At 50.4% G+C, this 24,305-nt stretch carries 23 protein-coding genes; 9 read left to right on the plus strand and 14 right to left on the minus strand.

Features of this window, described 5'->3' with window-relative positions:
* Positions 1-36: 36 nt before the first annotated feature.
* From AC566Q_RS17130 to AC566Q_RS17175, 10 genes are all read right to left on the minus strand, one after another.
* Positions 37-342 (minus strand): HigA family addiction module antitoxin, encoded by a 306-nt coding sequence (locus AC566Q_RS17130; protein ID WP_499608639.1) that lies wholly within the window; start codon positions 340-342, stop codon positions 37-39.
* Between the two features lie 87 nt (positions 343-429).
* A complete protein-coding gene (gene cybH / locus AC566Q_RS17135) occupies positions 430-1,188 on the minus strand; it encodes a Ni/Fe-hydrogenase, b-type cytochrome subunit (RefSeq protein ID WP_071978378.1) in 759 nt (252 codons plus the stop codon).
* 35 nt (positions 1,189-1,223) lie between these two features.
* A complete protein-coding gene (locus AC566Q_RS17140; protein WP_020745479.1) occupies positions 1,224-3,032 on the minus strand; it encodes a nickel-dependent hydrogenase large subunit in 1,809 nt (602 codons plus the stop codon).
* Complete coding sequence (locus AC566Q_RS17145) at positions 3,032-4,108, minus strand: hydrogenase small subunit (protein WP_020745478.1); 1,077 nt, start codon at positions 4,106-4,108, stop codon at positions 3,032-3,034. Before AC566Q_RS17145 ends, AC566Q_RS17140 begins: the two co-directional genes overlap by 1 nt.
* Positions 4,109-4,451: 343 nt before the next feature.
* Positions 4,452-6,755 carry a carbamoyltransferase HypF gene (gene hypF / locus AC566Q_RS17150; protein ID WP_499608648.1) on the minus strand — a complete coding sequence of 768 codons (2,304 nt, stop codon included), beginning with the start codon at positions 6,753-6,755 and terminating at the stop codon, positions 4,452-4,454.
* A complete protein-coding gene (locus AC566Q_RS17155; RefSeq protein WP_499608651.1) occupies positions 6,755-8,206 on the minus strand; it encodes a nickel-dependent hydrogenase large subunit in 1,452 nt (483 codons plus the stop codon). Before AC566Q_RS17155 ends, hypF begins: the two co-directional genes overlap by 1 nt.
* 32 nt (positions 8,207-8,238) lie before the next feature.
* Positions 8,239-9,234, minus strand: a complete 996-nt coding sequence (locus tag AC566Q_RS17160) for an NADH-quinone oxidoreductase subunit B family protein (protein WP_499608655.1) — start codon at positions 9,232-9,234, stop codon at positions 8,239-8,241.
* Positions 9,227-10,555 carry a PAS domain-containing sensor histidine kinase gene (locus AC566Q_RS17165; protein ID WP_499608660.1) on the minus strand — a complete coding sequence of 443 codons (1,329 nt, stop codon included), beginning with the start codon at positions 10,553-10,555 and terminating at the stop codon, positions 9,227-9,229. Before AC566Q_RS17165 ends, AC566Q_RS17160 begins: the two co-directional genes overlap by 8 nt.
* Before the next feature lie 127 nt (positions 10,556-10,682).
* Positions 10,683-11,321, minus strand: a complete 639-nt coding sequence (locus AC566Q_RS17170) for a GNAT family N-acetyltransferase (RefSeq protein WP_499608663.1) — start codon at positions 11,319-11,321, stop codon at positions 10,683-10,685.
* A gap of 366 nt (positions 11,322-11,687) precedes the next feature.
* Complete coding sequence (locus tag AC566Q_RS17175; protein WP_123324358.1) at positions 11,688-12,050, minus strand: DUF3192 domain-containing protein; 363 nt, start codon at positions 12,048-12,050, stop codon at positions 11,688-11,690.
* A 214-nt stretch (positions 12,051-12,264) separates the two neighbouring features.
* Here AC566Q_RS17175 and AC566Q_RS17180 point away from each other — a divergent pair, with 214 nt between their 5' ends.
* Positions 12,265-12,549: a hypothetical protein gene (locus AC566Q_RS17180; protein ID WP_499608672.1), complete on the plus strand. Its 285-nt coding sequence runs from the start codon at positions 12,265-12,267 to the stop codon at positions 12,547-12,549.
* On the opposite strand, the gene syd is transcribed toward AC566Q_RS17180, so the two are convergent.
* Positions 12,546-13,094 carry a SecY-interacting protein gene (gene syd / locus AC566Q_RS17185; RefSeq protein WP_499608678.1) on the minus strand — a complete coding sequence of 183 codons (549 nt, stop codon included), beginning with the start codon at positions 13,092-13,094 and terminating at the stop codon, positions 12,546-12,548. The two genes, AC566Q_RS17180 and syd, sit on opposite strands and share 4 nt — an antisense overlap.
* A gap of 123 nt (positions 13,095-13,217) precedes the next feature.
* Between syd and queF the strand changes: the two genes are divergently transcribed.
* From queF to AC566Q_RS17225, 8 genes are all read left to right on the plus strand, one after another.
* Entirely contained in the window at positions 13,218-14,060 is an 843-nt protein-coding gene (gene queF, locus AC566Q_RS17190) for an NADPH-dependent 7-cyano-7-deazaguanine reductase QueF (protein WP_499608682.1), read from the plus strand.
* 43 nt (positions 14,061-14,103) lie between these two features.
* On the plus strand, positions 14,104-15,606 hold the full coding sequence (locus tag AC566Q_RS17195) for a GGDEF domain-containing protein (protein WP_499608686.1): 1,503 nt from the start codon (positions 14,104-14,106) through the stop codon (positions 15,604-15,606).
* Positions 15,603-16,967: a nucleotide 5'-monophosphate nucleosidase PpnN gene (ppnN, locus tag AC566Q_RS17200; RefSeq protein ID WP_499608689.1), complete on the plus strand. Its 1,365-nt coding sequence runs from the start codon at positions 15,603-15,605 to the stop codon at positions 16,965-16,967. Before AC566Q_RS17195 ends, ppnN begins: the two co-directional genes overlap by 4 nt.
* A gap of 106 nt (positions 16,968-17,073) precedes the next feature.
* Positions 17,074-17,448 carry a DUF3192 domain-containing protein gene (locus tag AC566Q_RS17205; protein WP_105933852.1) on the plus strand — a complete coding sequence of 125 codons (375 nt, stop codon included), beginning with the start codon at positions 17,074-17,076 and terminating at the stop codon, positions 17,446-17,448.
* 5 nt (positions 17,449-17,453) lie between these two features.
* Entirely contained in the window at positions 17,454-19,076 is a 1,623-nt protein-coding gene (locus tag AC566Q_RS17210) for a hypothetical protein (RefSeq protein ID WP_499608695.1), read from the plus strand.
* 217 nt (positions 19,077-19,293) lie between these two features.
* Positions 19,294-20,301, plus strand: a complete 1,008-nt coding sequence (locus tag AC566Q_RS17215) for an isocitrate dehydrogenase (protein WP_105933854.1) — start codon at positions 19,294-19,296, stop codon at positions 20,299-20,301.
* A gap of 383 nt (positions 20,302-20,684) precedes the next feature.
* A complete protein-coding gene (locus tag AC566Q_RS17220; protein ID WP_105933855.1) occupies positions 20,685-20,897 on the plus strand; it encodes a hypothetical protein in 213 nt (70 codons plus the stop codon).
* A gap of 62 nt (positions 20,898-20,959) precedes the next feature.
* Positions 20,960-21,379 carry a Dabb family protein gene (locus AC566Q_RS17225; protein ID WP_105933920.1) on the plus strand — a complete coding sequence of 140 codons (420 nt, stop codon included), beginning with the start codon at positions 20,960-20,962 and terminating at the stop codon, positions 21,377-21,379.
* A gap of 72 nt (positions 21,380-21,451) precedes the next feature.
* On the opposite strand, the gene AC566Q_RS17230 is transcribed toward AC566Q_RS17225, so the two are convergent.
* The 3 genes from AC566Q_RS17230 to AC566Q_RS17240 are packed head-to-tail and all read right to left on the minus strand — an operon-like array spanning position 21,452 to position 24,301.
* Positions 21,452-21,823, minus strand: a complete 372-nt coding sequence (locus tag AC566Q_RS17230) for a sensor histidine kinase (RefSeq protein ID WP_170308421.1) — start codon at positions 21,821-21,823, stop codon at positions 21,452-21,454.
* 42 nt (positions 21,824-21,865) lie between these two features.
* Complete coding sequence (locus tag AC566Q_RS17235) at positions 21,866-22,768, minus strand: hypothetical protein (RefSeq protein ID WP_499608706.1); 903 nt, start codon at positions 22,766-22,768, stop codon at positions 21,866-21,868.
* Positions 22,769-22,780: 12 nt separating this feature from the next.
* Positions 22,781-24,301: a DUF3369 domain-containing protein gene (locus tag AC566Q_RS17240; protein WP_499608709.1), complete on the minus strand. Its 1,521-nt coding sequence runs from the start codon at positions 24,299-24,301 to the stop codon at positions 22,781-22,783.
* Positions 24,302-24,305: the final 4 nt, after the last annotated feature.

Consider the following 24,305-nt stretch of genomic DNA (forward strand, 5'->3'; position numbering starts at 1 on the left):
TAGATATAACAATACTATCCAGCAATTGGAAAGTTACTAACCACCCTCTTTAACGAATCGGCGGCTGGCATCGTACAGCTCCCAAAGCTGTTGTTTTTCCAACCAAAACATCGGTGTTGTCTGAAAGTGTCGGGCCAGTCTGATAGCGGTATCGGCAGAGATCGCACGTTGGCCTTTGATAATTTCGTGTACACGTCGGCGGGATATGCCTAACAGTCGCGCCAGCTCAGACTGGCTGATATTCAGCGGTTTAAGATAACAACGCTCAAGAAATATACCGGGATGTTCAGGCTTGCGGCTACTCAGACAATGGCTGCGAACATTGAGGTTGAAGGCTGTCATCCGGTTGCTCAGAATAGTCATTAAAATGGGTTAAAGAAAAAGGGACGCAGACGGGGTCAACAATTGCCTGCATCCCTCTGAGGAGCCTTAATCCGGCTTATCGTCCTTAAACATCCGCCAGCCGCTGATCATGGTGGAGATCAGACTTTGACGTGACATGATGTCTTCACGAATTGCCACATAGACATGGATCATAATAAAAGTGATCAGATACCACATGCCCAGGCGATGCCAGGTATGCACATCCTGACTCTGGCCAAACAGCGGGATCACCCAGCCAAACAACGTATCCTGCCAGCTTCCCTGCCCGGCACCTTCACTGTAAAGCGCAAAGCCTGTGAAGATCATAAAGATCATGCCGAGGATGAAGAAAAAGAACATGCCCAGTTGTGCCAGCGGGTTGTGACCGATGTACTTCTTGGGCGTCTTTTCCATAAACAGGTACCAGCGTACCTCGTGCCATACCTCTTTCCACCAGGCTTTCACAAAAAACTTGGGGAAGAACAGTTCACGGGAATGATGGTTCCCTACCAGCGCCCAGTACAACCGGCCGATAAAGCCCACGGTTACCACGTAAGCCGCGGCAAAGTGGGCAAATCGAATGTAACCCATCAGGAAATTATCGCTGGCTTCTCCCGGTAAAGTGGGTAAAGGCTGACCGATAAAATACCCCGTAACGCACAGGGTGATGATGGAAAACACGGTTATCCAGTGCCACAAGCGCACTGGCGCTTCGTAAACATACACCGCGGTTTGACGGCGGGTGATAACCTTCTCATCACCACTGTGATGGTTATCCGTAAGCTGACTTCTCTCAACAGCTTTGCTTTTCACTGACGTAGACATAATTGAGTCTCCAGAGAGAGCAACAGAGTGCTCTCTTAACGAATTTTCACTTTAGTCAGTTCCTGACCGTCTTCACTCATTACGTGTGTGGAACAGGCCAGACACGGGTCAAAGCTGTGTAAAGTTCGCAGGATTTCAACCGGCTCATCAGGGCGCTCCATGGGCGTATTAAGCAATGACGCTTCAAACGCACCGATATTGCCTTCTGAATCACGTGGAGAACCATTCCAGGTGGTGGGTACCACCGCCTGGTAGTTTTCAATTTTACCGTCTTTAATCTTAATCCAGTGACCCAGCGCACCACGCGGCGCTTCGTTGGTCCCCACACCTTTAGCCTCTTTAGGCCAGGTTTTCGGATCCCATTTTTCCACGTTGGCGGTAGAGGTATCACCGTTTTTAATGTTATTGACCAACTGATGCCAGTCATCCAGCATAGAGTCGACACACAGTTCAGAATCCAGCGCACGCGCCAGAGTGCGGCCCAGTGTTGAAGGCAGGAACTGCTTTAAGCCGAGGTCCATACCGGTAGCCTGATTAAACGCCGATAATGAGCGGTCAACCTGTTCCTGAACGTACTCTTTACCAGAAGCATAGGCCACGATGTAGCGTGATAGCGGTCCCACTTCCATGGCATGGCCTTTCCAGCGCGGTGATTTGATCCAGCTGTACTTAGCGCTTTCATCAAGCTCTTTAATATTCGTTTTGGTGCCTTTAAAGTTTGGCCCCAGTTCAAATTTCGCTTCGGTTTCACCGTCCCAGGGGTGCAGGCCTTTAGCGCCGTTGGCATACTGATACCAGCTATGATCCACGAACTCCTGAATTTCATCCGGATTACGCACATCCACCGGGTGTATCTCGTCCCAGTTGCCATTGATAATCGCGCCAGCCGGAATGAGGTCGGTAGATTTATCGCCCGGTACCACTGTGTGCGTGCCATAACTCAGCACGTTAGAAGCAGCCAGGCCGCCGCCGTACAACCAGTCTTTATAAAGCGTGGCAATGGCGATCACGTCCGGAATATAAACGTTTTTAATGAAGGCTTCTGCTTCGCGAATACGCTCCAGCACAAAGTTAAGGCTGGTCATATTAACCGGTGCGCCCGATGAGCCTGTACCGTCGAGGTTAATCGCACATGGCACACCGCCAACCATAAAGTTAGGGTGTGGGTTCTTACCGCCGAAAATAGTGTGGATCTTAACGATCTCTTTTTGCATATCCAGCGCTTCAAGGTAGTGCGCCACCGCCATCAAATCTGCTTCAGGCGGCAGTTTATAAGCCGGGTTGCTCCAGTAGCCATTGGCAAATAACCCTAACTGACCGCTTTCGATAAATTTCTTTATACGCGTTTGTACGTCACGGAAATAACCCGGACTGGATAACGGATGTGACGACGATATTTTCTGCTGTAGGGCAGAGGTAGCTTTCGGATCGGCTTTCAGCGCATTAACCGGGTTCACCCAGTCCAGCGCATGCAGATGATAAAAGTGCACCACGTGATCGTGGATATTCAGGGTCTTATCCATCAGGTGACGAATAAGGTGCGCATTTAACGGAATGTCGATGCCCAGCGCATCTTCTACGGCGCGAACACTGGTGAGTGCGTGGCAACCGGTACATACCCCACAAATACGTTCAACAAATGCCCAGGCATCACGCGGATCACGGCCTTTTAAAATCACTTCCAGCCCGCGCCACATGGTACCGGTAGATACCGCATTGCGGATAATATTATTATCGTCAACGTTCACTTCGCAGCGCATGTGCCCTTCAATACGGGTCACCGGATCCACCACAATACGGCGGCCTGAGCTGTCGAGTAATTTAGAATTTAACGGCGTGTTCATTATTCTTGTTCTCCCTTATGCTGCGCGCGTTTAACCGCACTAACGGCAGCATGGGCAGCAATCGCTGCACCTACACCGCCAGCAACGGCAGTGCCTACTTCATCAGCGTTCGATTCGATACCGAACTGGTTAATGTCAGTCAGACGGTCATAGAAGGAACCCTTGTCCCAGAACCCATCTTCTGAACAGCCAATACAACCGTGGCCTGCCTGGATTGGGAAGGACGTGCCTTCGTTCCAGCGCACCGTTGAACAGGCGTTATAAGTTGTTGGCCCTTTACAACCCACTTTGTAAAGGCAGTAGCCTTTACGCGCGCCCTCGTCATCCCACTGTTCAACAAACTGACCGGCATCGAAGTGCGGACGGCGATAACATTTGTCGTGGATACGCTGGCTGTAAAACATCTTCGGACGTCCCTGACGGTCCAGTTCCGGTACCTTGCCGAAAGTCAGCATATAGGTAATTACGCCGGTCATTACCTCTGCAATGGGCGGACAACCCGGCACTTTAATAATGGGCTTATCTTTGATTACTTTATGAATAGGTACCGCCTGAGTAGGGTTAGGACGTGCGGCCTGGACACAACCCCATGAGGCGCATGAGCCCCAGGCAATAATGGCTGCCGCATCTTTGGCGGCATGCTTAAGCTGGTCAAGGAATGGCTTACCACCAACGATACAGAACATGCCGTCTTCATTGAGCGGCGGATTACCTTCTACAGCCAGGATGTACTTACCCTTGTACTTCTGCATGGTCTCTTCAAGAATCGCTTCGGCCTGATGGCCTGCTGACGCCATTAACGTATCGTCGTAATCCAGTGAGATCATCGACAGTACAACGTCTTTCACCAAAGGGTGTGCAGAGCGAATAAAGGATTCAGAACAACAGGTACATTCCAGTCCGTGCAGCCACAGTACAGGGGTACGCTCCTTGGTTTCCATGGCATTGGCAATACGCGGTGCAAACGCGGGGCCCAGGCCTAATGCAGCAGCAGTCAGGCTACAATACTTCAGAAAACTGCGACGGGTAATCCCCTGTCGCCGCATGACTTCGTAAAAGGTCTCTAATTGGGACATTCGGTCCTCCGGCAGTGATACCGCTGAAGTTACACTTACCTCAAATTTGCACGGCCAATCGGTCTTGGTTTTTGTTCTGATGTAAGTTGCGTTCAGCTATTATTTTTCTAATAACACAGCGTGGTGTTTTGTTAGTACGCACAAGTCAGAATGCAAACAACAGACCAACTACAAAAACCATTTATTTTCATCAAGTTAGAATAAATCGAGAGAGAGTTACCTGAAGTCTACTTACCACTAGAAGAGGAAAGCGGAAAGTCTGTTTACACTGTGTTAACGGTGTTTCCAGACAGTAATTAATGAGGGGATGGCAGAGCAGAAGCTATGCCGGATAAAGCTGATTTTATTGATTTTTTGCCAGAGCAACCAGGGCCTGACCAAAGGCTATCCCGCCGTCATTCGCCGGCAATTGCTGATGCGTAAGGACTTTAAAGCCACTTGACTGCAAGGTATCCTGCAGCGCCTCACCAAGCAGCAGGTTTTGCATCACACCACCGGATAACACTACGGTTGTAAAGTCGTAAGCCGCTTTTAACTTTAACGTCATCTCACTAAGCGCAACCACCAGCCCTTTATGAAAAGCCATTGCCATAGCAGCTTTGCTCCGTCCCTGGCCTAAATCAGTTACAATCTGCTGCCACATCGCCTGTGGCACTATATGATTATCAGTGATCCTGAGATGATAAGGTTCAATATCTTCCTGACAGTTCAGAGCCAGCGATTCCAGCCGGATTGCGGCCTGCCCTTCGTAGGTGATTTGTGCAGGGGCGCAGCCAAGGGCTGTAGCAACGGCGTCAAACAGCCGGCCTGCAGAGCTACTCAACGGGCAGTTTAACTGCATTGTCAGCATTTTTTCGAAGCTGTTGCACATGGGGTCAGCAAACTGTGGGCAAATATCGGTCATTTCTGCCAGTTGTTCGGCAGTGAAGCATTGTCGGAGCTGAGCATACAGCGACCGCCAGGGTGACTTGATCGCATGAGCGCCACCAATTAAGGGAACCGGCGCTAGTGAGGCTATCCGTTTCATGGCAGCATAACCACCATATAAAAACTCGCCGCCCCACAGGGTCTCATCGGTGCCGAAACCGGTGCCATCCAGGCATATTCCGAGTACTGCATCGCCGGCCAGTGGATACTGATTGTCGCCCAGACAAGCGCCAATGTGCGCATGGTGATGCTGTACCCGGGTAAGGTGATTGCCCTGCTCTTCCAGGCTTACACCATGTTTTGTGGACAGATACTCCGGATGCATATCACAGACGTAATGTTCAGCAGCGTTTTCGTACAGCTCGCGATAGAGCTGCACAGTGTGCAAATATTCATCGAACGTACTGGCATCGTGCAGATCGCCAAGATGTTGGCTAATCACCGCCCGGCCATCCTTAACCAGACACAGTGTATTCTTTAACTGGCCGCCCAAAGCGATAAGTGTCTGCCCGGCAGAGAAGCCTGATGGTAGCGGTAAACTGGCAGGCGCATAGCCGCGCGCGCGGCGCAGCATTTGTGTACCGTATTTACCCGCCACCACCACCGAATCATCCAGGCGGTTGTGGATTGGCCGATTGTGCAACAGCAACAGATCGGCAATGTTATTTAACTGAGAGCGAGCCGCATCATTGGTGATCGCCTGGGGTTCTCCGGAACGATTACCACTGGTCATTATCAGCGGAAAGTCTACCTCTGCCAGGAGCAGATGATGTACCGGCGAATAAGGTAACATCACACCGATTTTCGTATTGTCAGGTGCAACCGATGGCGCAATTTTAAATTGCTCCGGGTTTTCCTGCCGGGACAACAGCACAACCGGCGCAGCAGGATGCGTTAGCAGCGCCTCATCCTGCTCGTTAACTCTGGCAAACTGCCTGACTGCCTCAATATTCGAGGCCATTAATGCCAGCGCTTTATGGGGGCGCTGTTTTCGTTCACGCAATCGTTTCACTGCCTGCTCGTTAGTGGCGTCACACGCTAAGTGAACCCCGCCAATCCCCTTTATCGCTACTATTTGACCACCCCGTAATGCCTCACCGAGGGCCTGAAACGGCGTTTCACTGGCGACTGGCCCGCCACCGGGTATTTCCAGCCAGCAATGAGGGCCGCAATCAGGGCAGGCATTTGGCTGGGCATGAAAGCGGCGATCGGCCGGGTTGTCATATTCCTGCTGACAAGCCGCACAGAGGGTAAATTCTACCATGGTGGTGGAGGCACGGTCGTAAGGAATTTGCCGGATAATACTCAGCCGCGGGCCGCAGTTGGTACAATTGATAAACGGATAATGATAACGGCGATCACCAGGCTGGCACAGCTCTGAAAGGCAGTCCGGGCAGGTAGCGGCATCCGGTGCACAGCCGGTAGTAACGATCCCCGACTGAGATACATCTATTGCAAAGGATGAAAATACAGGTAAATCCAACGCCTCTTGATGGATTGCATCAATCCGGGCCAGTGGCGGGAGCTGCTGCAACATCAGCTCAGCAAACTCACCAGCCTGCGCCTCACTACAGTTAAGCTCAACTATAACGCCACCGGCATCGTTGAAAACCCGCCCGGTGAGCTTTAACTCTGTTGCCAAACGCCAGACAAACGGGCGAAAACCCACGCCCTGAACAATCCCGTTAACGCGTAAGCGCATTCCTTTGCTGTGTGGCATTAATGCACCGTGCAGGCCATACAGGGATCGAAAGAACGGACAATATGTTGCACCGACACCGGTGTTTTTTCACCGCTCATTACCGGCGCGCCAACGACAGCTTGCTCCAGCGCACCGGGTTGTTCGTGTTGATCCCGGGGCGAAAAATTCCAGCTGGTCGGGGCGATAATCTGATAGTTACTGATTTTACCATTTTTCACTTCCAGCCAGTGACCTAAAGCGCCCCGCGCCGCTTCAACCAGGCCAACGCCGGAGGCCTCGGCAGGCATTTCACCGTGATGACAAAAGGGCGCCGTGGGATCAATTTGCTTTATCCACTGCTCCATTTGCCCTACCACAATGGCCACTTCAAGCAGTCTGGCCACCACCCGGCTTAACACATTGCCACCATGGCGGCTGATCATGTCTCGCATCAACGGGTGACCGTTAACTACCTGTCGCGCCAATGGCCCGACTTCCACCACCTCCTGACCTAAGCGGGGCGCTTTACACCAACTGTATCCTGCCTCGTTATCCAGCGTGGGTTGGGTAATTCCCTGCGCCGGCGGATGCGGATGATCGCTGTCACTCATCCAGCTATGGGAGTGATCTTCGACTATTCGGGCGATATCCAACGGACTTGTCTGGCCATTCCTATAGCTACCAGCTGCCCACATGGGGTCATCAATCGCCCCATAGGCTCCAAAGCTGAGGAAATGATCGGTTGCCCTGCCAAGCTGATGTAACTGTTGTACTTCAGCCACATGTAAAAAGCGGCGGAAATCAGAGCTCTGCCAGGGCTTTTGCTGATACCACTGCCATAATTCGGCTTCGCTTTTAAGCTGACTGATGGTGGTCAGGCTATCTCCAAATAAAGTACTTTCGAGAAAACGCTTAAATCCGGCAACGATAGCCAGTAAACGCATGCGCTCTTTGGGTTCAATCGCTTTGGCTACGCCACCCGGCTGTAAACTCAGGGTGTGTGGCCACTTGCCGGCCATCAACCCCATCAGGTGCAGAAAATCGGCCCGGGCTGGCAGCATCTGGGCCGCTGCGGAGCCTGCAGTGGCTTTAAACCGCCCCTGAATATCATCAAACCAGCTAGCCCCAGCGTATGTGTCGCGGGCAAAATCGGGCATAAAAAACAGATAAAAATGCGTGGTCAGATCGGTAATGTTCTCACTTGCCAGCACTAAGTTGGTACACAGCTCGCCGTTTTTAGGCATTCCCAGTCCCATGGCATCGGCTAACGCCCGGGCACTGGCTACCGACTGAGTAACTGAGCAAATACCACAGATCCGCGGTGTGTAAACCAGCGCATCCATGGGTTTGTGGCCCAGTAAAATTCGTTCAAACCCTCGATAAAGCGGCGAGTTTACTTCAGCTCGCTGTACTTTATCTTCCCCGGTTTCCAGGGTAATTTCCAGGTCCCCTTCCACGCGATTAAAGGGACCGGCGACAATTCGGCTCATACTGCTACTCTCTGACTGCACATACTGATAGTTCAGCCTTTGCGTTTATGAATGGTGGGCGGATAGATTAGCTGCTCGGCAATGGCATTCTTTTTTAACCGTTCAGGCGTGGCCGCTTTAGACAATTGCGCCAGGGCAACAAACCATGCTTTGGGCATATCGGTTGGCAGGCCAACCGGGATCCCGGCAATTTTGGGCGTTTGGCAAAAACTGTGGCCCGGTTCTTCAAATTCGGGGGCGGTGCAATTAATACACGGGTAGCCACCGTTGGTACAGGAACCCTGGCCATTCCAGGGCCGGCTGTTACAGTCAGCATGCGCCTGGGTGCCTTTACACCCCATATTTTCCATCATGCAACCGCGATCGCCCATATCCACCGCACTGGCTTTATATTCATAGAACTCGTTGCGCGAGCAACCATGATGCACCAGGTGCTCGGCGTACATACGCGGACGACCAAACTTATCGAGTTGCTCATCATTGTGTTCACCCAGCGCTATGCTCATCAGGGTTTCGGTAACCCAGTCAGGGTGCACCGGACAACCGGCGATATTAACCACCTGATCGCCACTTTGCGACGTAAAATCCTTACCCAGCAGTCCGCCCGCCATTTCGCCATCAAATTGCAGGCCCGTGGCATCAGTATCATTGGCACCAGCTGCCGTAATACCGCCGTAGGCCGCGCAGCTACCAACAGCAACAGTGTAGCGGGCAATATCCGCCAGCGCTTTTACCCACTCAATCATAGGCTTGCCGGTACCGCCCATTATGTGAAACTTACCGGTGCCCATGGGGCCGGTCATCATAGAGCCTTCGATACAAAGAATATCCAGAATAATGTCACCGGCCAGGATCCCCTCGAGCATGGCAATACACTCATCACCGGTGGCTTCGCTTAATGATGGATGCCAGAGCAGATTGATGCCCGCATTTTCAAACAGGGTCAGGACATCGGGGGATTCGGCATTGAGTAACGACATGGAACAGCCGCCGCAACCACCGGATTGCAGCCATAACAGATTAAGCATCAGCGGACTCCCGGTTAGGTAAAAACAGGCTAGCGATTGCACCGCCATCGATATGATTGTCGATGGATAATTCGCCATTATGTTGCGAAACGATACCATAACTAATTGATAAACCTAAGCCTGTTCCCATTCCAACTGGTTTGGTTGTATAAAAAGGCTCAAAAATTTGCGGCGCATCGTCGGCGCTGATCCCAGATCCGGTATCCCTTATGGTCAATAACACGCCATCATTATCTGCACTGGCATTGATGGTTAATCTGCGCGTCTCGGAAGCAGCCATGGCATCTACCGCGTTTTCGATCAGGTTGACCACGACCTGATGGATCTGCCCGGCATGGCCATAAGCTTCCAGTGGTCGGGGAATGTTGTCTACCACCTCAACCGCAAAATCACTTTCTTTCATTATCCAGTGTAAAGCGGTATGCACCGCGTGACTGAGGTCGAAAGACGCTTTCTCCGACACCTGCGCAGACGAGAACTGACGTAAATCATTGACGATTTCTTTTACTCTGTCTGCGCCTTCCATGGTGCCATCCACCAGCGAATTGAGATCTTTGATGGCCTTTTCCAGACGCATGTTTTCACGCATCTCGCGCAGCGCGTCACGGCTTTCACCGCTGGCTACCGCATCAAAGTAAGTGCTGAGTTTATCGGTGTAACGACGTAACACGTGCATGTTGCCATACACAAAGCTGATGGGATTGTTCAGCTCGTGGGCTACACCTGCCACCAGACGACCCAGAGAAGCCATTTTTTCTGACTGAATAAGTCGTTGCTGGGCGAGCTGTAATTCAGCATGGGCAATATTAAGCTCTTTATAGGCTCTTTGCAGCTCACCAAGAGGGCGTCCTACCAGCACCATGCCCACAGACTTACCGCGGTGATTTAAGCGCGCCGTACAATTTACCGATAACGGTACACTGCCCGACTTGCCCTGTAATTCCAGCTCGTAGTCGCGCACAGACTGAGCACGCAGGCGTTCGTAAAAGCCCTGTACCTTGTCGTGCAACTCCGGGGCGATAAAGGTTAAAATAGAACGACCAATCAGAGCCGATTCAGACTCCCCCACCAGCTCGGTTAATGCCCGGTTTACGCCTTCAATGATACCGTCGTTATCACACACGACGAGCACATCGTTCATAGCACTTTGAATACTGTCAGAAAAGCTTTTGGCCTCTTCCAGCTCAACGTTTTTTTCTTCGACTTCGACCTGTGACTGCACCAGATCCGCATAGGCTTCATCCATTTTCTGGATGACACTTACCCAGGCGTCTTCATTCTGAATGGCTTGTGCCGGATCGAAGTCTAGAGAGTCGGACATATCTGCAGCGTGTAATTATCTATACAGGCACTATACCTGACGGGATTCGGCCCGCAAGACTGACAAGGCATTTTCTCGGTAAAAGCAGGGCAGATTGCTCGCCCTGCACGGTATTCCCGGCGAACGATTATGGCCTTGGACGGAACATTACCTGCCCGGTTTTATTCGCAATTTCCACCTGCGCGACCTTTTGATAAAAGCCGTCGGAAAAAAACGTTTCGTATTTAGGCACCGTCACAAATACGCCTACCCCTTCTGAATCACGATGCTCAAGTAAGACACTGTCGATTGCCCGCATCAGCAGATGACCAAGACCGTGTGACTGATAGTCCGGATGCACCGCAATGAATGACAACAGGTGATACTTTTCAGCTGGCATGGCAGAGCGAATTTTTTCCTCTTTCTCGAGCATTTGCCGGGTACCGTAATAACCAGTGGTTAGTAGCATCTTTAACCGCCAGTGCCAGTAACGACCAGCCCCGGCAGCATTGTCTGGCCCTGTAAGACAGGCAACAGACAATAACCGTCCCTCATCAAACAAGCCAATAATGGGTTGCTCTGCTTCCCAGAAAGCAGTGAGTTCTTCGCGTATAGCCGAACGTAACCGCGATTCGTAGCCTTCTTTTTCGCTCTGGAATATTTGTAAAAAAATTGGATCGTCGTGGTAGGCGTTGTAAATGATGGATGCAGCCACTTTCAGATCTTCCGCCGATAAGTATGCGGCTCTGATTTTATCCAGGTTTTGTTTGATTTCCGCTTGTACCATAGCCTGTCTCCCGTGTGGTGGTGATGCGTAAACGCCAGTTATTGCGACCCAGGCCGCCCTCTCACTCAACCGCTCAGCGCTGCTGCTGAACAACAGCAAACTGAAAACAACAAGATTGGTTTTAAGAGTTACGTAATAGACGCACAAAAAGTGCATCAGTTCCCCACTCTAGCCGAAAAAATTACACCGTGTAAATATATCATTAACAATATTCATACATTTGAATAAGCTTAACTATGAGGATTGAGTGCAACAACCAGACAGGTAGTGCACCCACGCTATCATTAATTTGGCCGGCCAGACAGCAACAAGCCCGATAAACGGGATGTTTATCGGGCTTGTCCATAAGTGTAAACGGTGGGCGGATTAAATTTTACGAACCGCTTCTTCACCCCAACCAATTAAGCGGTTGTCTTTAAAGACCAGTGGCGTGCACTCGTCCTTAGTGGTGATGCCATCGTCCTCGGTTCGCTGCGTGCGATAGTAAAGGATCCGATAAACATGATCGCCCTCGCCTACCATTTCGTTAAAGTCGGCCACACCCATCTTACGGGTAACGTCTTCAAAGTGCGCATTCACTTCCAGATTGCTGATATGTTTGCGGTTGTTATACTCGCGCTGCTCCCAGCTGGCCTGATAGTGTTCTCTGTCGTCATCACCCACGGAGATAATACAGCCAGACAATAACATTGGTGCTACCAGAGCAGTACAAAGCATTAATTTTTTCATAGTGGTTCCCTGTTGAAAAATAATAAGTCACTAATGAACTTCAGGTAATCAAGAATGAGGCCAATTATAACTCGTTGAATTTTAAGGAATTTAAAAAAAGCCTCTTGGCGGCAGTGCTAACTATAGGTATGATTAGCGAAATTTTCGTTGTTTTGACTAACCTGCTACAGGCCAAGCCCGGCTGATGTGTTGGTCACCAGTTAAGAGTAAGCGCATGTCCTCTAAAGAAAACCATAAAACCTTGGTCGAAATCTGCCATACACTGGCGGCTGAAGGTCTGACACCGGGTGTAGGCTTATTACGTGGTAAAGCCCCGTTCAAGGTAACTGTGCTGGATGCCATCGAGGCGATAAAGGTATTTAACCAGCAAAACGTGCAGATCAAAGCTCAGCCCAAAACTCTGAGCGACAAAGAGCGCATCATTGAGCTGGAAAAACGGGTCGAACAGTTAGAACAGGCTCTCGCGGTGATAGAGAGCCGGTTGGCAAAGCTCAGTTAAGCGGCTGGCGTCAGGCCATCAATAAAGGTTGCCAGATCAGGTGCCAGACAACGAGTGGGTAATTTGCCTACCTGCTCCAGCACCACTTCGCCTGAGGCGTTATCGACAGACAAAATAAAGTCATCTTCATCGGTTAAGCCAAAAAATAGAGTGGGCGGCTGTTTTAGTCGCTGTTTCCTTAACAAATGCCCAATCAGGTTTTGTTGTAGCCGCTCGAAGTCCTCTTCACTGCAAACCTGCAATAATTCGCAGTTGCCCTGTTCAGCCTTAACCGGCAGATTAAAACTCCAGTAAGTGGTAAAGAACTTACAAAATTGCTCGTTCAGCGTGATGTGCAAGGCATTTTCGATATTGGCAAAAGTATATTCTCCTTCCATCGGTACGGGTTGCCAGGCGCAGGGCTCTCCCTGGCTGGCGTCCCCCACATAACAGGGGGATGCTAATTCCACTTCAAACTCAGTGGTCATCAGCACGGGATGAGACGCTGCTGCTTGTTGCAAATCGCGCATTAACTTATGCAATGATTGTTGAACTATTTTCTCCATTGCGATTCCATATCAGGTATAATAAACCCCTATAGTAAAGAATTTATGGCACTTTAAACACCAGCTTTGCATATTGAATGCGCGTGCCGTGATTAATCAGTGGTAAAAAAGTTACAGGACAGCATGACAGTAAAGCACTCTTCGCCACCGTCTCTTCCCGCCAACCTGACACTGGGTCAAAAGGTTGACTACATTGAACAGTACACGCCTGAGCTGTTGCAAGGTGTGCCGCGCTCGCTAAGCCGTGAACAAATTGGCGTTTCACAGCCCCTGCCGTTTGGCGGTGTGGATATCTGGAACGGTTATGAGCTTTCGTGGCTTAATCCGAAAGGCAAACCGCAGGTCGCCATTTTACAATGCCAGGTGCCGATTGATTCGCAAAACCTTATCGAGTCTAAGTCATTCAAGCTTTATCTGAACAGCTTCAACCAGTCGGTTTTCAGCAGCATAGATGAAGTGGCCCGACACCTAACCGAAGATTTATCGGCCTGTGCCCAGGCACCGGTTGACGTGCAATTATCCAGCGCCGGTCAGTTTGGCGCCCTTCACCTTGGTGAACTTGACGGCACCGTGATTGACGATCTGGACATCGAAATCAATACCTATGAGCCAAGCCCGGAGCTGCTCACAACCGGCGAACAGCAGGTTTCTGAAACCCTGGTGAGTCATTTATTAAAGTCTAATTGCCTGATCACCAGTCAGCCTGACTGGGCCAGTGTGCAAATTCATTACGAGGGCGCGGCCATAGACCACGCCGGATTGCTGGCTTATCTCATCTCGTTTCGCCAGCATAATGAGTTTCACGAGCAGTGTATCGAGCGAATTTTTTGTGATTTAATGAATCGTTGCAAGCCGCACAAGTTAGCTGTCTATGCGCGCTACACCCGCAGAGGCGGCTTAGATATCAACCCGCTACGGGCGAATTTTGATTTCAATGTATCGAACAATCGGTTAGCCCGGCAGTAGCATGCCGGCGGCTTTTTTGGCTAATAAGGAGCTTGCATAACATATGGAAGCGAAACAACTCCAATCGCTGCGCGCTCACAGTGAGCAACTCGCAGGATTTATAGTCCGGCTCACCAGTTATTATGAGGGACTATCGGCTGAGATTGATAAAGAATTACAGTCTCTGCGCGGTCATTTAAGTGGCAAGATTGATTTCACTCTGGCCACCCTATCCATGAATAAAGTCAGCCAGCTAATAATGCTGGAGCCCTACTCAGTAAAAACCCTGACTCAGGCCTGGCTTCGCCAGTTGGAAGAAGATATCCAGGCATTTCAGCGCCTGGTGACTGAGCCGGCGGCCCGCAGCCAGGCAGCCAAAGTCAGTAGTGCCTTGAAAAAGCCCATCAATGGCATCAGTGCCGTGCTGCCGCTCTATCAAAAGGTGTTAAAGTGCTATCAATCCGGCATGGGCAATACTGAAGAGACAGCGGCTGACAACCAACCCAATAACCGAACGGTACAGCTTAAACAAAACCTTATCGATGAGCTTGGCCAGTTGGTACAAACCTATATCCGGGTCAACCCGGAGGATGACTACATCGCCTCCCTGCAGGAAAGGCTTGGCCAGGGACTTACCGAAGAAGAGTTACTGAATAGCTGCCTGATCCTGATCCGGGTAATGGTTCAGGAAACCCTCACCGAGGCCAATACGGCCGGTAAAATTATTCAGCGGCTGAATAATGCCCTGGGTAATATTAACGGTGATGTGCAATCCAGTATTTCAAAAAGTGCCGAGAGTTTTGAGGCGCGCCAGTCTCGCAACCAGGAATTGCGAAACGTGCTGGAAGACATGGAAGACGCCCTGGAAGGCGAAAGCAATATCGACGACTTAAAGCAGCAGGCGCAGCACTACTTGGGCCAGATGGCTAACTCACTCAGTGCCGGTGAAGAAGCCGAGCGTCAGGAACAGGAGGGCCTGATGTCACTGCTGGTGTCCATGCAGCAACAGCTCTCGTCGCTGCAAAAACAAACCGACTCATACCGTAAAAAGCTGGTTGAGCAACGCATAAACATGTACACCGATCCGCTCACCCGGGTGCCCAACCGCATGGCATATAATGAAAGGGCTTCAAAAGAATGGGATCGCTGCCAGGCCCAGGACAAGCCACTGAGTATCGCGGTAGTCGACGTGGATCACTTTAAACGGATCAATGATAAGTACGGCCACGCCGCCGGTGATAAAACACTCCAGGCCATAGCACGCCACTTGAAAACCAACCTGACCAGCAGCGAGTTTATGGCACGCTGGGGCGGTGAAGAATTTATTATACTGTTGCCCGATCATGCCAGTGATAAACTGTTAAATCGCCTGAATGAGTTGCGCGAGGGACTGGCTAAGCTACCCTTTAAATTTAAACAAGAGCGCCTGACAGTCACAGCCTCCATCGGCGGTACCCAGTGCCGTACCGGGGAGAAGCTCGACGCCGCCTTTGAGCGGGCCGATAAAGGGCTATATAAAGCAAAATCCGGTGGTCGGAATCAGGTGGTCATTCAGGATAACGAATGAAAAAAATTCAGCTCAACCCTGTAGGTTGGATGAGCCAGCTCTCCCAACTTGAAGTCAGCAAGCTTGAAGACACCACAAACAGTAATCTGTACCAGCTCTTTCGTAACTGCTGCCTGGCAGTGCTTAATAGCGGTGTGGATGAAGACAACTACGAAATGTTGTTTGCCCCGTACGAATCCTTCGATATTCGGCTGATTAAACGGGAACGGGGCGTCAAACTCGAACTGATAAACCCGCCGGAAGTTGGCTTTGTCGACGAGCGATTGGTGAAAGGTGTTCACGAGCATCTGTTCTCAGTGTTACGCGACATGCTTTACATGGGCAATAAGTACGCCTTTGTACACGAGAACGCCCCTCAGGACAGCGGCAGCATTACCGACATGGTTTTTGATATGCTGCGTCACGCCAAAGTCATCGAACGCAACAACGAACTCAACACGATAGTATGCTGGGGTGGCCACTCCATTGGTCTTAAGGAATATAAATACACCAAGGAAGTGGGCTATCAGCTGGGTCTGCGCGAAATGAACATCTGCACCGGCTGCGGACCAGGGGCCATGAAAGGTCCCATGAAAGGCGCAGCCATTGGCCACGCTAAACAGCGTTACCGTGACGGCCGGTATATTGGTATCTCCGAACCCAGCATTATTGCCGCTGAGCCGCCCAACGCCATTGTTAATGAGCTGGTGATCATGCCCGACATTGAAAAACGTCTGGAATCCTTCGTTCGCATAGCGCACGGCATTATTATTTTCCCTGGCGGCGTAGGCACCGCTGAAGAATTGCTGTATTTGCTCGGTATTCTTATCCACGAGCGAAATGCCCAGCAGCCTTTCCCGGTAATATTAACCGGCCCGGCTGGCAGCGAGTCTTATTTTGAGGCTATCCACGAGTTCGTGGGCGCTACCCTGGGGCCCAAAGCACAAAATCGCTATCAGATTGTTGTGGACGATCCGGTGGAAGTTGCCCGGGTACTTGGCCAGGGCGTTAAAAAGGTTGAGCAGTTCAGACTGGCCATGGGTGATGCGTTCAGTTTTAACTGGTCACTGAAAATCGAAGACGACTTCCAGCAACCTTTTAATCCCACCCATAAATCCATGGCGGCGCTAAATCTGCACCGGGATCAACCGTTGTCTGATTTGGCGAATAACTTACGCAAAGCATTTTCGGGGATTGTAGCGGGTAACGTGAAAGCCGAAGGCATTCGCCAAATCCGCGATTTTGGCCCGTTTAATCTGTCTGGTGAAGCTGATTTAATGGCTCGCATCGACGCCTTGCTGAAATCCTTTGTTGCCCAGCAACGCATGAAATTACCTGGCACGGAATACCGGCCCTGTTATAGCATTAACCGTGATTCATAATCAGTAACATTCTTAAAGCTGACAGTGTGGCCTTAATTGGATAGACTACTATTGATTAAGGGCCGATAGGGCCATAATGAATTAACCAGTAAAACGACAAAGATAAATGAACAGTAAAGCAATCCGACTTATTTTGATCGGCGTAGCCTCTTACGCGGTCCTTGCTTTTTTACTCATCGCGTTTTATCCGGACAAGCCGGAGAACATGGACTGGCAGGACCGGGAAGAGTATAACAAAGTGCAGATTTCCAAACTGGAGCTGGGTATTACCCGTGCAGAAGTCATGGCTTTACTGGGCACGCCGGATATTACCGAGGCAAAAATGCAGGATAGCCGTGAAATCCAGGTCATGTTTTACCGTACCCAGCATGTTCGTGCCGATGGTATGACAACTCAGGATGAATGCACGCCGCTTTTATTCGAAAACGAAGCCCTGATTGCCTGGGGTGACGGTGCTTATCAAACCTACCTGAGTAGTTAATTAATTTGACGGCCATGCTGGCAGCCTTGCAGGAACTGGTGCGAGACAGCGAGGCGCTGCCGCCTTTGCCAGCTCAGGAAGCAGCTCAACTTTCCCGGTATCTTGATGTTAGCGCCCGCTGGCTCGATTTTGCCCAGGCCAACCTTCCACTGATGACAGTAGTGGCCAGCCGCCCTTATAACGTTACTGAGCCAACTAAATATTTATGGCTACGCCATATTTCTGTGTATGTACTGCTCTGTTTACGCAATCGGGTCAATCATCACACCCAGCAGCAAGGCGTTGCGGCGCTGTTGTCTTATTATCAGTTAAAACAGCAATCATTACTCAATAAACAGCGTCTGAGCAGTGCAATTAAACAACTCAGCCGTTGTGGCCAGCAATACTGGGCAGCGCATGTTCTGCCGGCAAGCAGACGCCCGCCCCTCTACAGCGATTGTTTTGATATTGCCTGGTTATGGCAACGCTACCTGTTGCGGGCTCCGGGCAGCGACTTTAACGATATTCTGGTCAAGCTGGCGATGACACTTCCGGTCACCGGACAACAACTCTTGCATGCCCTTACAGACTATCCCGGACTCCTTCACGAAGGCTTAATAACAGCCTCCGGACAGCATATCGGGCCGGTGATGAGTCAACTAACAGATCAGGTGCTCATTTACTCAAACACTGAGGAGCGTTTTTGCTGGCTGGCCAAAAAGCAGGTTCGCCTGATGCGCAAACAATCCCTTAGTGTTGAACACTGGGTCAGCCTGTTTAGCAAACTGGACGAACAACCGGAAGAAGGTGAAGTGATACGTCCTGGCGATCATGGCTGGGCACTACCTGTTAGTTACCCGACATCACGCCCGCCGCTTAGCCTGCAAACACTGTTAAAAGCACTTAATGATCCGGACATCGCGGTCGACAAAATAGTCGCGATGGTGGAGGTTGAGCCGGCTTTCAGTCATTTTCTGACCGATGCTGCATCAAAGGACAACCGCATGCAGTTACCGGTGCAGAATGTAAAGCAAAGTATTCTCACCTATGGCCTCGAAAGAGTCGGTCATATGCTTGTGCAGTACGCCCTTTTTCAGCGTTTAACCCAGCACTGGTTTCCGTTACTCGACTGGTATTCACGATTGGCTCAGACAGCCATTTTGCTTAGCAGCGAACTGGCTAATGAGAGTGGCCGGATAACCCCACAATATGCCAGCCTGGTGACCACCGTCGCCCTGTCGCCATTGTTTACGTCGGCGCAGGAAAAAGGCAAAACAGCGGTAAAACACAACGATCAACGGCTGTTTGATGTCACAACACTGCTGCAAAATAATACCGGGCAAGGTAACAGCGCCACCCGACAGCGCCTGATTTCACTCGCCAGCGCCTGGGAGCAGGACAAAGGTCAGTCACGATTGATAGCCTGCTGTGGCCGGCTGCCTCAGGAAGTTCCCGGATTATTGCGCCTGCCCCATTGTATAAGCGGATTGAGCCTTATCTGGGCCCGACAATGGCTGCTCGGACACAAGCCCTGCGCACAGACGACCGAGTTTATCCAACAAACCCAACAGGCATTCCCTCAACTGATTGCATTGCAATCGCAACTGCAGCCCAAGGTCAGTCATCTGCTCAATTGCCCGTTAACATAGCCAGCAATCAGAGGGCCTTAATAAACGCTGTTTATAAGCACTATGGCCTATTTAACTACTCATTTAGTCTTGCATCATATACACTTATGCCTGTGTAAAGACACCCTACAATTGATTACAAAAACGCCAGAGAAAAACCCTCTTGCGCAAAAATTACGCTACACTTATCAAAAAGCAAACGACCTAACGAATCAGTAAAAGTTATTAAGGATCTCTGATGACTCAACAACGCATTACTGTCATCCGCGGAGATGGTATCGGCCCGGATATTATTGATGCAGCAACGCAAATTTTAGATAAAGTAGGCTGTGACTTTGCCTATGATTACGCTGATGCCGGCCTGATGGCGCTGGAAAATCATGGCGAGCTATTACCTCAGGAAACGCTCGATCTGATCGCCAAAAACAAGGTGACCCTGAAGGGCCCACTGACCACCCCGGTTGGCGAAGGGTTTACTTCAATCAATGTAAGCCTGCGTAAGCAGTTTCAGCTCTATGCAAACGTGCGTCCGGTATTGTCTTTTAAAGGGACTAAGGCGCGTTACGAAGATATCGATATTATTACCGTGCGCGAAAATACTCAGGGCATGTACTCTGGTCTGGGGCAGGTAGTGTCTGAAGACGGAACCGAAGCTGAAGCGCGCAGTAAAATTACCCGTGAGGGTGCGGAAAAAATTGTGACTTTCGCCTACGAATTAGCCCGTCGCGAAGGCCGCAAGAAAGTGACCGCTGTACATAAAGCGAATATCCTTAAATCGACTTCAGGCTTGTTCCTGAAAGTCGCTCGCGAAATTGGTGAGAAATACCCGGATATCGAGTCTACTGAGATGATCGTAGACAACGCCTGTATGCAGCTGGTAATGAATCCTCACCAGTTCGACGTCATTGTTACCACTAACCTGTTTGGTGACATCCTGTCAGACCTGTGTGCCGGTCTGGTTGGCGGCCTGGGTATGGCACCTGGCGCCAACATCGGTGGTGAATGTGCTATTTTTGAAGCGGTACATGGCTCAGCACCAGACATCGCCGGCAAAAACCTGGCTAACCCTACCAGCGTGATCCTGGCTTCTGTACAGATGCTTGAATACCTGGGCATGGCCGACAAAGCTGAGGCCATCCGTTCAGCCCTGAAAGATGTGATTGAAAGTGGCGATCGCACTACCCGCGATCTGGGTGGCCAGCACGGCACTACCGAATTCACTCAGGCAATGCTGGAACGTTTGTAACCTGCATCTCGATTTCACTTAATGATAAGCAAGTCTTCGGACTTGCTTTTTTTTGTCTGGATAATACCAATCGGCATAGAGGTTTACCCTCTCAGAGTGAGTCAAAACGACTTAGATCACGACGCGTTCTCTGCGGCATAGTCATTCTATGCCCAGAGGGCGCAACACAGATGTAAGTCGTTTTGGCCACTCCCATCGGGCAAGGCTGGCAGGCTTTCTGGCGTTGTTACGCTTGCTTGATTTGGAACCACCAAACCTGTGCAACCAAGCCTAGCCACAAAACCTGCCAGTCTTGCTGAGAGGGTAAACCTCTATGCGGATTGGTATAAAGTGAACTATTTTTGTTGTTGTCTCGAATTAATGAGAGCAATAAGGAGAAAGTCATGTCTCAAACCACGCAAGACAATAGCATAGCCAATATGGCAGCGGTGCAAACCGCCATCGCTAATCAGGACAGTGCTGAGCTTAAACAATTGCTTGGCGGGCAAACACTCGACCCATTACAAAAAGCTTATCTTAAGGAGCTGGCGGAAATAGGCAGCGACAACCAAATCCGGCAAATTATCGACAATACGCCTCAAAAAGGTGATACCTAAACGTAGCTAAATGCCGGCAGAGTGTGCAATGATGAGAGCCTGGTCATTATATGAGTGAAGTTATGTCAGACTCCCAATCACAACGTCGTCGTTTTTTGTTAACAGCGGGCGCTGCCGCCGGTGCCGCAGCGCTGGCACCGGCATCAGCCGTTTCGGCCGGCGAAGTAACTCTGCCGACGATTCGCCACAGCGTATTTTTCTGGTTAAAGAATCCGGGTGATCAGGCCGATCGGGATGCCCTTATCGCGGGCCTGAAGACACTGGCTGGCATAGAAACGGTGAAAGGCATACAGATAGGCGTACCGGCATCCACCGAGAAACGCGACGTGGTCGACAACAGCTTTGACGTATCCGAGATGTTGTTATTTGATAATGTGGAAGGGCAAAACAGCTACCAGACCCACCCCATTCACCTGAAGTTTGTGGAAGACTGCGAACACCTCTGGCGAAAGGTGGTCGTTTACGACTCCATTGCTGTATAAGTAAGCTGTTCGGGCTACGCTTAATGCCAATTCAATCAGGTAGTCAGGCTCAGCCTCATCATTAACAGCCGGTTACGGGCTTTTTGGGCTGATATCCAGAGGCAGGGTAAAGGCAAATTCCACTCCCTTCTGTGGCGCCGACTTAAATGTTAAGTCGCCCTTAAGCTTATTGGTTGCCAGCGCTTTAACTATGGACAACCCCAAACCACTGCCGCCCGCTTCTCTGCGAGTGGTAAAGTAGCGTTCAAAGACAGCTTGCTGATCTGTTTTGGGTATACCGATCCCATTGTCACGATAGATTAATTTCAATGCCCCGCTATGAGAGTCTATTTCGCTGTATAAGGTGATTTGCTTCTTATCGATGCCGGTAAAAGCATGGTTAATCGAATTAAACACCAGGTTGGTGATAATTTGCGACAATGCACCAGGGAACGACCACAGCACACAATGGGGTATTTTTCCGACTTTCAGTTCGATGCCATAACGTCAGAGTTCCAGCATAAGACTGTTTGTCGTACTGTTAAGGACCGACTCCAATTCAAACCGAACAGCCTGGTCGGCGCCCTGATTTACGGCATTGGCTTTAAAATCCCCAATCAGCTTCACCGCTCTTTGCAGATTAAAAGCCAGCAAGTCCGCCACATCTTGCGACTCCTCCACAAAATGACGAAAAAATGATTCGGTAAGCTTGCCTGAAGAAAAATGCTTGTTGAGCTCGTTGAGTGACTCATTTAAATGAGACACCCCGGTAATAGCCACCCCAAGCGGGCTGTTGATTTCATGGGTAACACTGGCCACCAGCCTGCCCAGGCTCATCAAGCGTTCCTCTTCGGCAAGGGCTTCATAGGTTTTAGTTTGCGGTAGCGGCGCTGTTGAAAAGGTTTCCACTGAAAATAATGGCGACTCGCTAATGCGGCAAATGGTGGGTAGCAAGCTTTCTACCATATGGCATATCGCCTTCAGTTCATTGCCTTCGGGCTCCTCACCGCCTAACTCAAACACGCCCATATAATCTTCGCCACAGCCACACAACCAATGGTGTATCCAGGGCACGGATAAGGTTTCTCTGTCGGCTAAAAGAGCATGACTATAGTTGGTAGCGCTACTGCATACCCGTAGGTGCTGAGCGGTGGTTAGCTGCTCAATATACTGCCTGGTTGCTGCCGTTGGCGAGCGCCATGGGTATTCCAACAAAGGATTATTTCGCCCCAGCACAACGGGCACCCAATCAGCACTGTTGGTAGAGAGTACCCATAAGGTACACATAAATTCTTCGGGCATTCGCTGTTGCAGGGCATCAACCGCATATTGCAGCAGCGTAGTACTTTCGGTGTGACTACGGATGAGTCCAGCCCATTCATACGTCCAGTCAAAGCGATCTGTACTCATTGAAGCTCTTCCCTAGTCCGGATAGCGATTACGGATTTCCCAGAAGTCCTCGAAGTTATCGAGCAATAAATCAACCAGTCCCGGGTCAAAATGCTCGCCCCTTTCCTTCAGTAGCTCTTCACGAATGGTTTCTTTGGCCCATAGCTCCTTATAACAGCGTTTGGAACCGAGTGCGTCAAACACATCCGCCAATGCAGCAACCCGCCCGGCAATCGGAATGTCCGCGCCTTTTAAACCCAGTGGGTAGCCCTTGCCATTCCAACGCTCATGATGGGTCATACAAATCATGGCCGCGACTTTGAGGATGGGCTTGGTCGATTTTCTGAGGATATCGTGACCTACTGCGGCATGGGTTTTCATGGTTTCCCATTCTTCTAAATCCAGCTTGCCCGGTTTGTGCAGAATGCGATCAGGGATGGCCACTTTGCCAAAATCATGTAACGGTGCAGCCCGCTTTATAACCAGGCATTCCTCTTCAGGTAAACCGTATAACTGGGCCAGACGATAACTCACCAACGACACCCGTTTTACATGAGCCCCGGTTTCTTTGCTGCGCATCTCAACAGCATCCCCGAGCAGATAAACCAGCTCGCGCTGGGTGTCCAGTATTTCTTCGCCCTTAAGTAAGCTTGCGTAGGTAAGCGCAACATTAAAGCAATAGATATCGAGTAATTCCTGCTGCGCATCGGTGAGCTTGCCGTTGGTGTCAACATAGAGCAGTGACTGGTAACCACTTTCGGTTTCGGTGTAAAACACATAACCTTCCTCGCTATATAGCGACCGGCTTTCCTGCAGGGCTTTGTCGAATAAGCGCTGCACCGACTCCGGTAACCCTTCAGAGTCATCCCTGGCAATTACGTCGGCCATTGAGCCGGTGGCCGCCAGGATCCGTCGCTGACCATCAAAACCTCGCTCAGAAAAAGTTGTGCAATACACAGCGCTGGAGTCGAGCTGTAACAGGTTCATGATCTCTTTTAAAACCGCCGTCGCAAACTCGCTCATGGAACTCGGTTTGAGCATTTTACTGGTACTTTCAATTACCTGGCGTAGTCCTTTACGGTGGCTATCAATAGTCTGAATATCCCGGAAAGAGCGCAAGCCGCTATACATCAGGGTTTTAAGTTTCTGACTGGTTAATTCGGTTTTTTCTTTATAGTCGTTAATGTCATAACGTTCGATCACTTCATGTTCCGGGGCCTGCCCGGGCTGCCCGGTTCGCAGCACCAAGCGAACCAGGTGGTTACCCAGCTCATTCCGAACCTTATGTACCAAATCCAGCCCGGCATGATCGGTTTCCATCACTACATCAACCAATGCCAGTGCGATATCTTCATTGTCGGCAAAAATTTGCAGGGCTTCCCGGGCTGAGTAGGCATGTAAAAAACGGATCCGCTTGCCATCAAAACGAAACCGTTTAAGGGTTAAATCGGTAACCTTATGCACTTCGACTTCATCGTCAATGATCAACACGGTATAACCGTACTCCGCATCCGCCTGATCAGTTGGTACTTGTTCGGCCGATGATGTTTGCAATGCA

The sequence above is a fragment of the Alteromonas sp. H02 genome (assembly GCF_059682525.1).

What these genes read in the sequence shown, in the direction of transcription:
- AC566Q_RS17130 (WP_499608639.1), bottom strand. Translation starts at nt 342, where the DNA reads ATGACAGCCTTCAACCTCAATGTTCGCAGCCATTGTCTGAGTAGCCGC.
- cybH (WP_071978378.1), bottom strand. Translation starts at nt 1,188, where the DNA reads ATGTCTACGTCAGTGAAAAGCAAAGCTGTTGAGAGAAGTCAGCTTACG.
- AC566Q_RS17140 (WP_020745479.1), bottom strand. Translation starts at nt 3,032, where the DNA reads ATGAACACGCCGTTAAATTCTAAATTACTCGACAGCTCAGGCCGCCGT.
- AC566Q_RS17145 (WP_020745478.1), bottom strand. Translation starts at nt 4,108, where the DNA reads ATGTCCCAATTAGAGACCTTTTACGAAGTCATGCGGCGACAGGGGATT.
- hypF (WP_499608648.1), bottom strand. Translation starts at nt 6,755, where the DNA reads ATGCCACACAGCAAAGGAATGCGCTTACGCGTTAACGGGATTGTTCAG.
- AC566Q_RS17155 (WP_499608651.1), bottom strand. Translation starts at nt 8,206, where the DNA reads ATGAGCCGAATTGTCGCCGGTCCCTTTAATCGCGTGGAAGGGGACCTG.
- AC566Q_RS17160 (WP_499608655.1), bottom strand. Translation starts at nt 9,234, where the DNA reads ATGCTTAATCTGTTATGGCTGCAATCCGGTGGTTGCGGCGGCTGTTCC.
- AC566Q_RS17165 (WP_499608660.1), bottom strand. Translation starts at nt 10,555, where the DNA reads ATGTCCGACTCTCTAGACTTCGATCCGGCACAAGCCATTCAGAATGAA.
- AC566Q_RS17170 (WP_499608663.1), bottom strand. Translation starts at nt 11,321, where the DNA reads ATGGTACAAGCGGAAATCAAACAAAACCTGGATAAAATCAGAGCCGCA.
- AC566Q_RS17175 (WP_123324358.1), bottom strand. Translation starts at nt 12,050, where the DNA reads ATGAAAAAATTAATGCTTTGTACTGCTCTGGTAGCACCAATGTTATTG.
- AC566Q_RS17180 (WP_499608672.1), top strand. Translation starts at nt 12,265, where the DNA reads ATGTCCTCTAAAGAAAACCATAAAACCTTGGTCGAAATCTGCCATACA.
- syd (WP_499608678.1), bottom strand. Translation starts at nt 13,094, where the DNA reads ATGGAGAAAATAGTTCAACAATCATTGCATAAGTTAATGCGCGATTTG.
- queF (WP_499608682.1), top strand. Translation starts at nt 13,218, where the DNA reads ATGACAGTAAAGCACTCTTCGCCACCGTCTCTTCCCGCCAACCTGACA.
- AC566Q_RS17195 (WP_499608686.1), top strand. Translation starts at nt 14,104, where the DNA reads ATGGAAGCGAAACAACTCCAATCGCTGCGCGCTCACAGTGAGCAACTC.
- ppnN (WP_499608689.1), top strand. Translation starts at nt 15,603, where the DNA reads ATGAAAAAAATTCAGCTCAACCCTGTAGGTTGGATGAGCCAGCTCTCC.
- AC566Q_RS17205 (WP_105933852.1), top strand. Translation starts at nt 17,074, where the DNA reads ATGAACAGTAAAGCAATCCGACTTATTTTGATCGGCGTAGCCTCTTAC.
- AC566Q_RS17215 (WP_105933854.1), top strand. Translation starts at nt 19,294, where the DNA reads ATGACTCAACAACGCATTACTGTCATCCGCGGAGATGGTATCGGCCCG.
- AC566Q_RS17220 (WP_105933855.1), top strand. Translation starts at nt 20,685, where the DNA reads ATGTCTCAAACCACGCAAGACAATAGCATAGCCAATATGGCAGCGGTG.
- AC566Q_RS17225 (WP_105933920.1), top strand. Translation starts at nt 20,960, where the DNA reads ATGTCAGACTCCCAATCACAACGTCGTCGTTTTTTGTTAACAGCGGGC.
- AC566Q_RS17235 (WP_499608706.1), bottom strand. Translation starts at nt 22,768, where the DNA reads ATGAGTACAGATCGCTTTGACTGGACGTATGAATGGGCTGGACTCATC.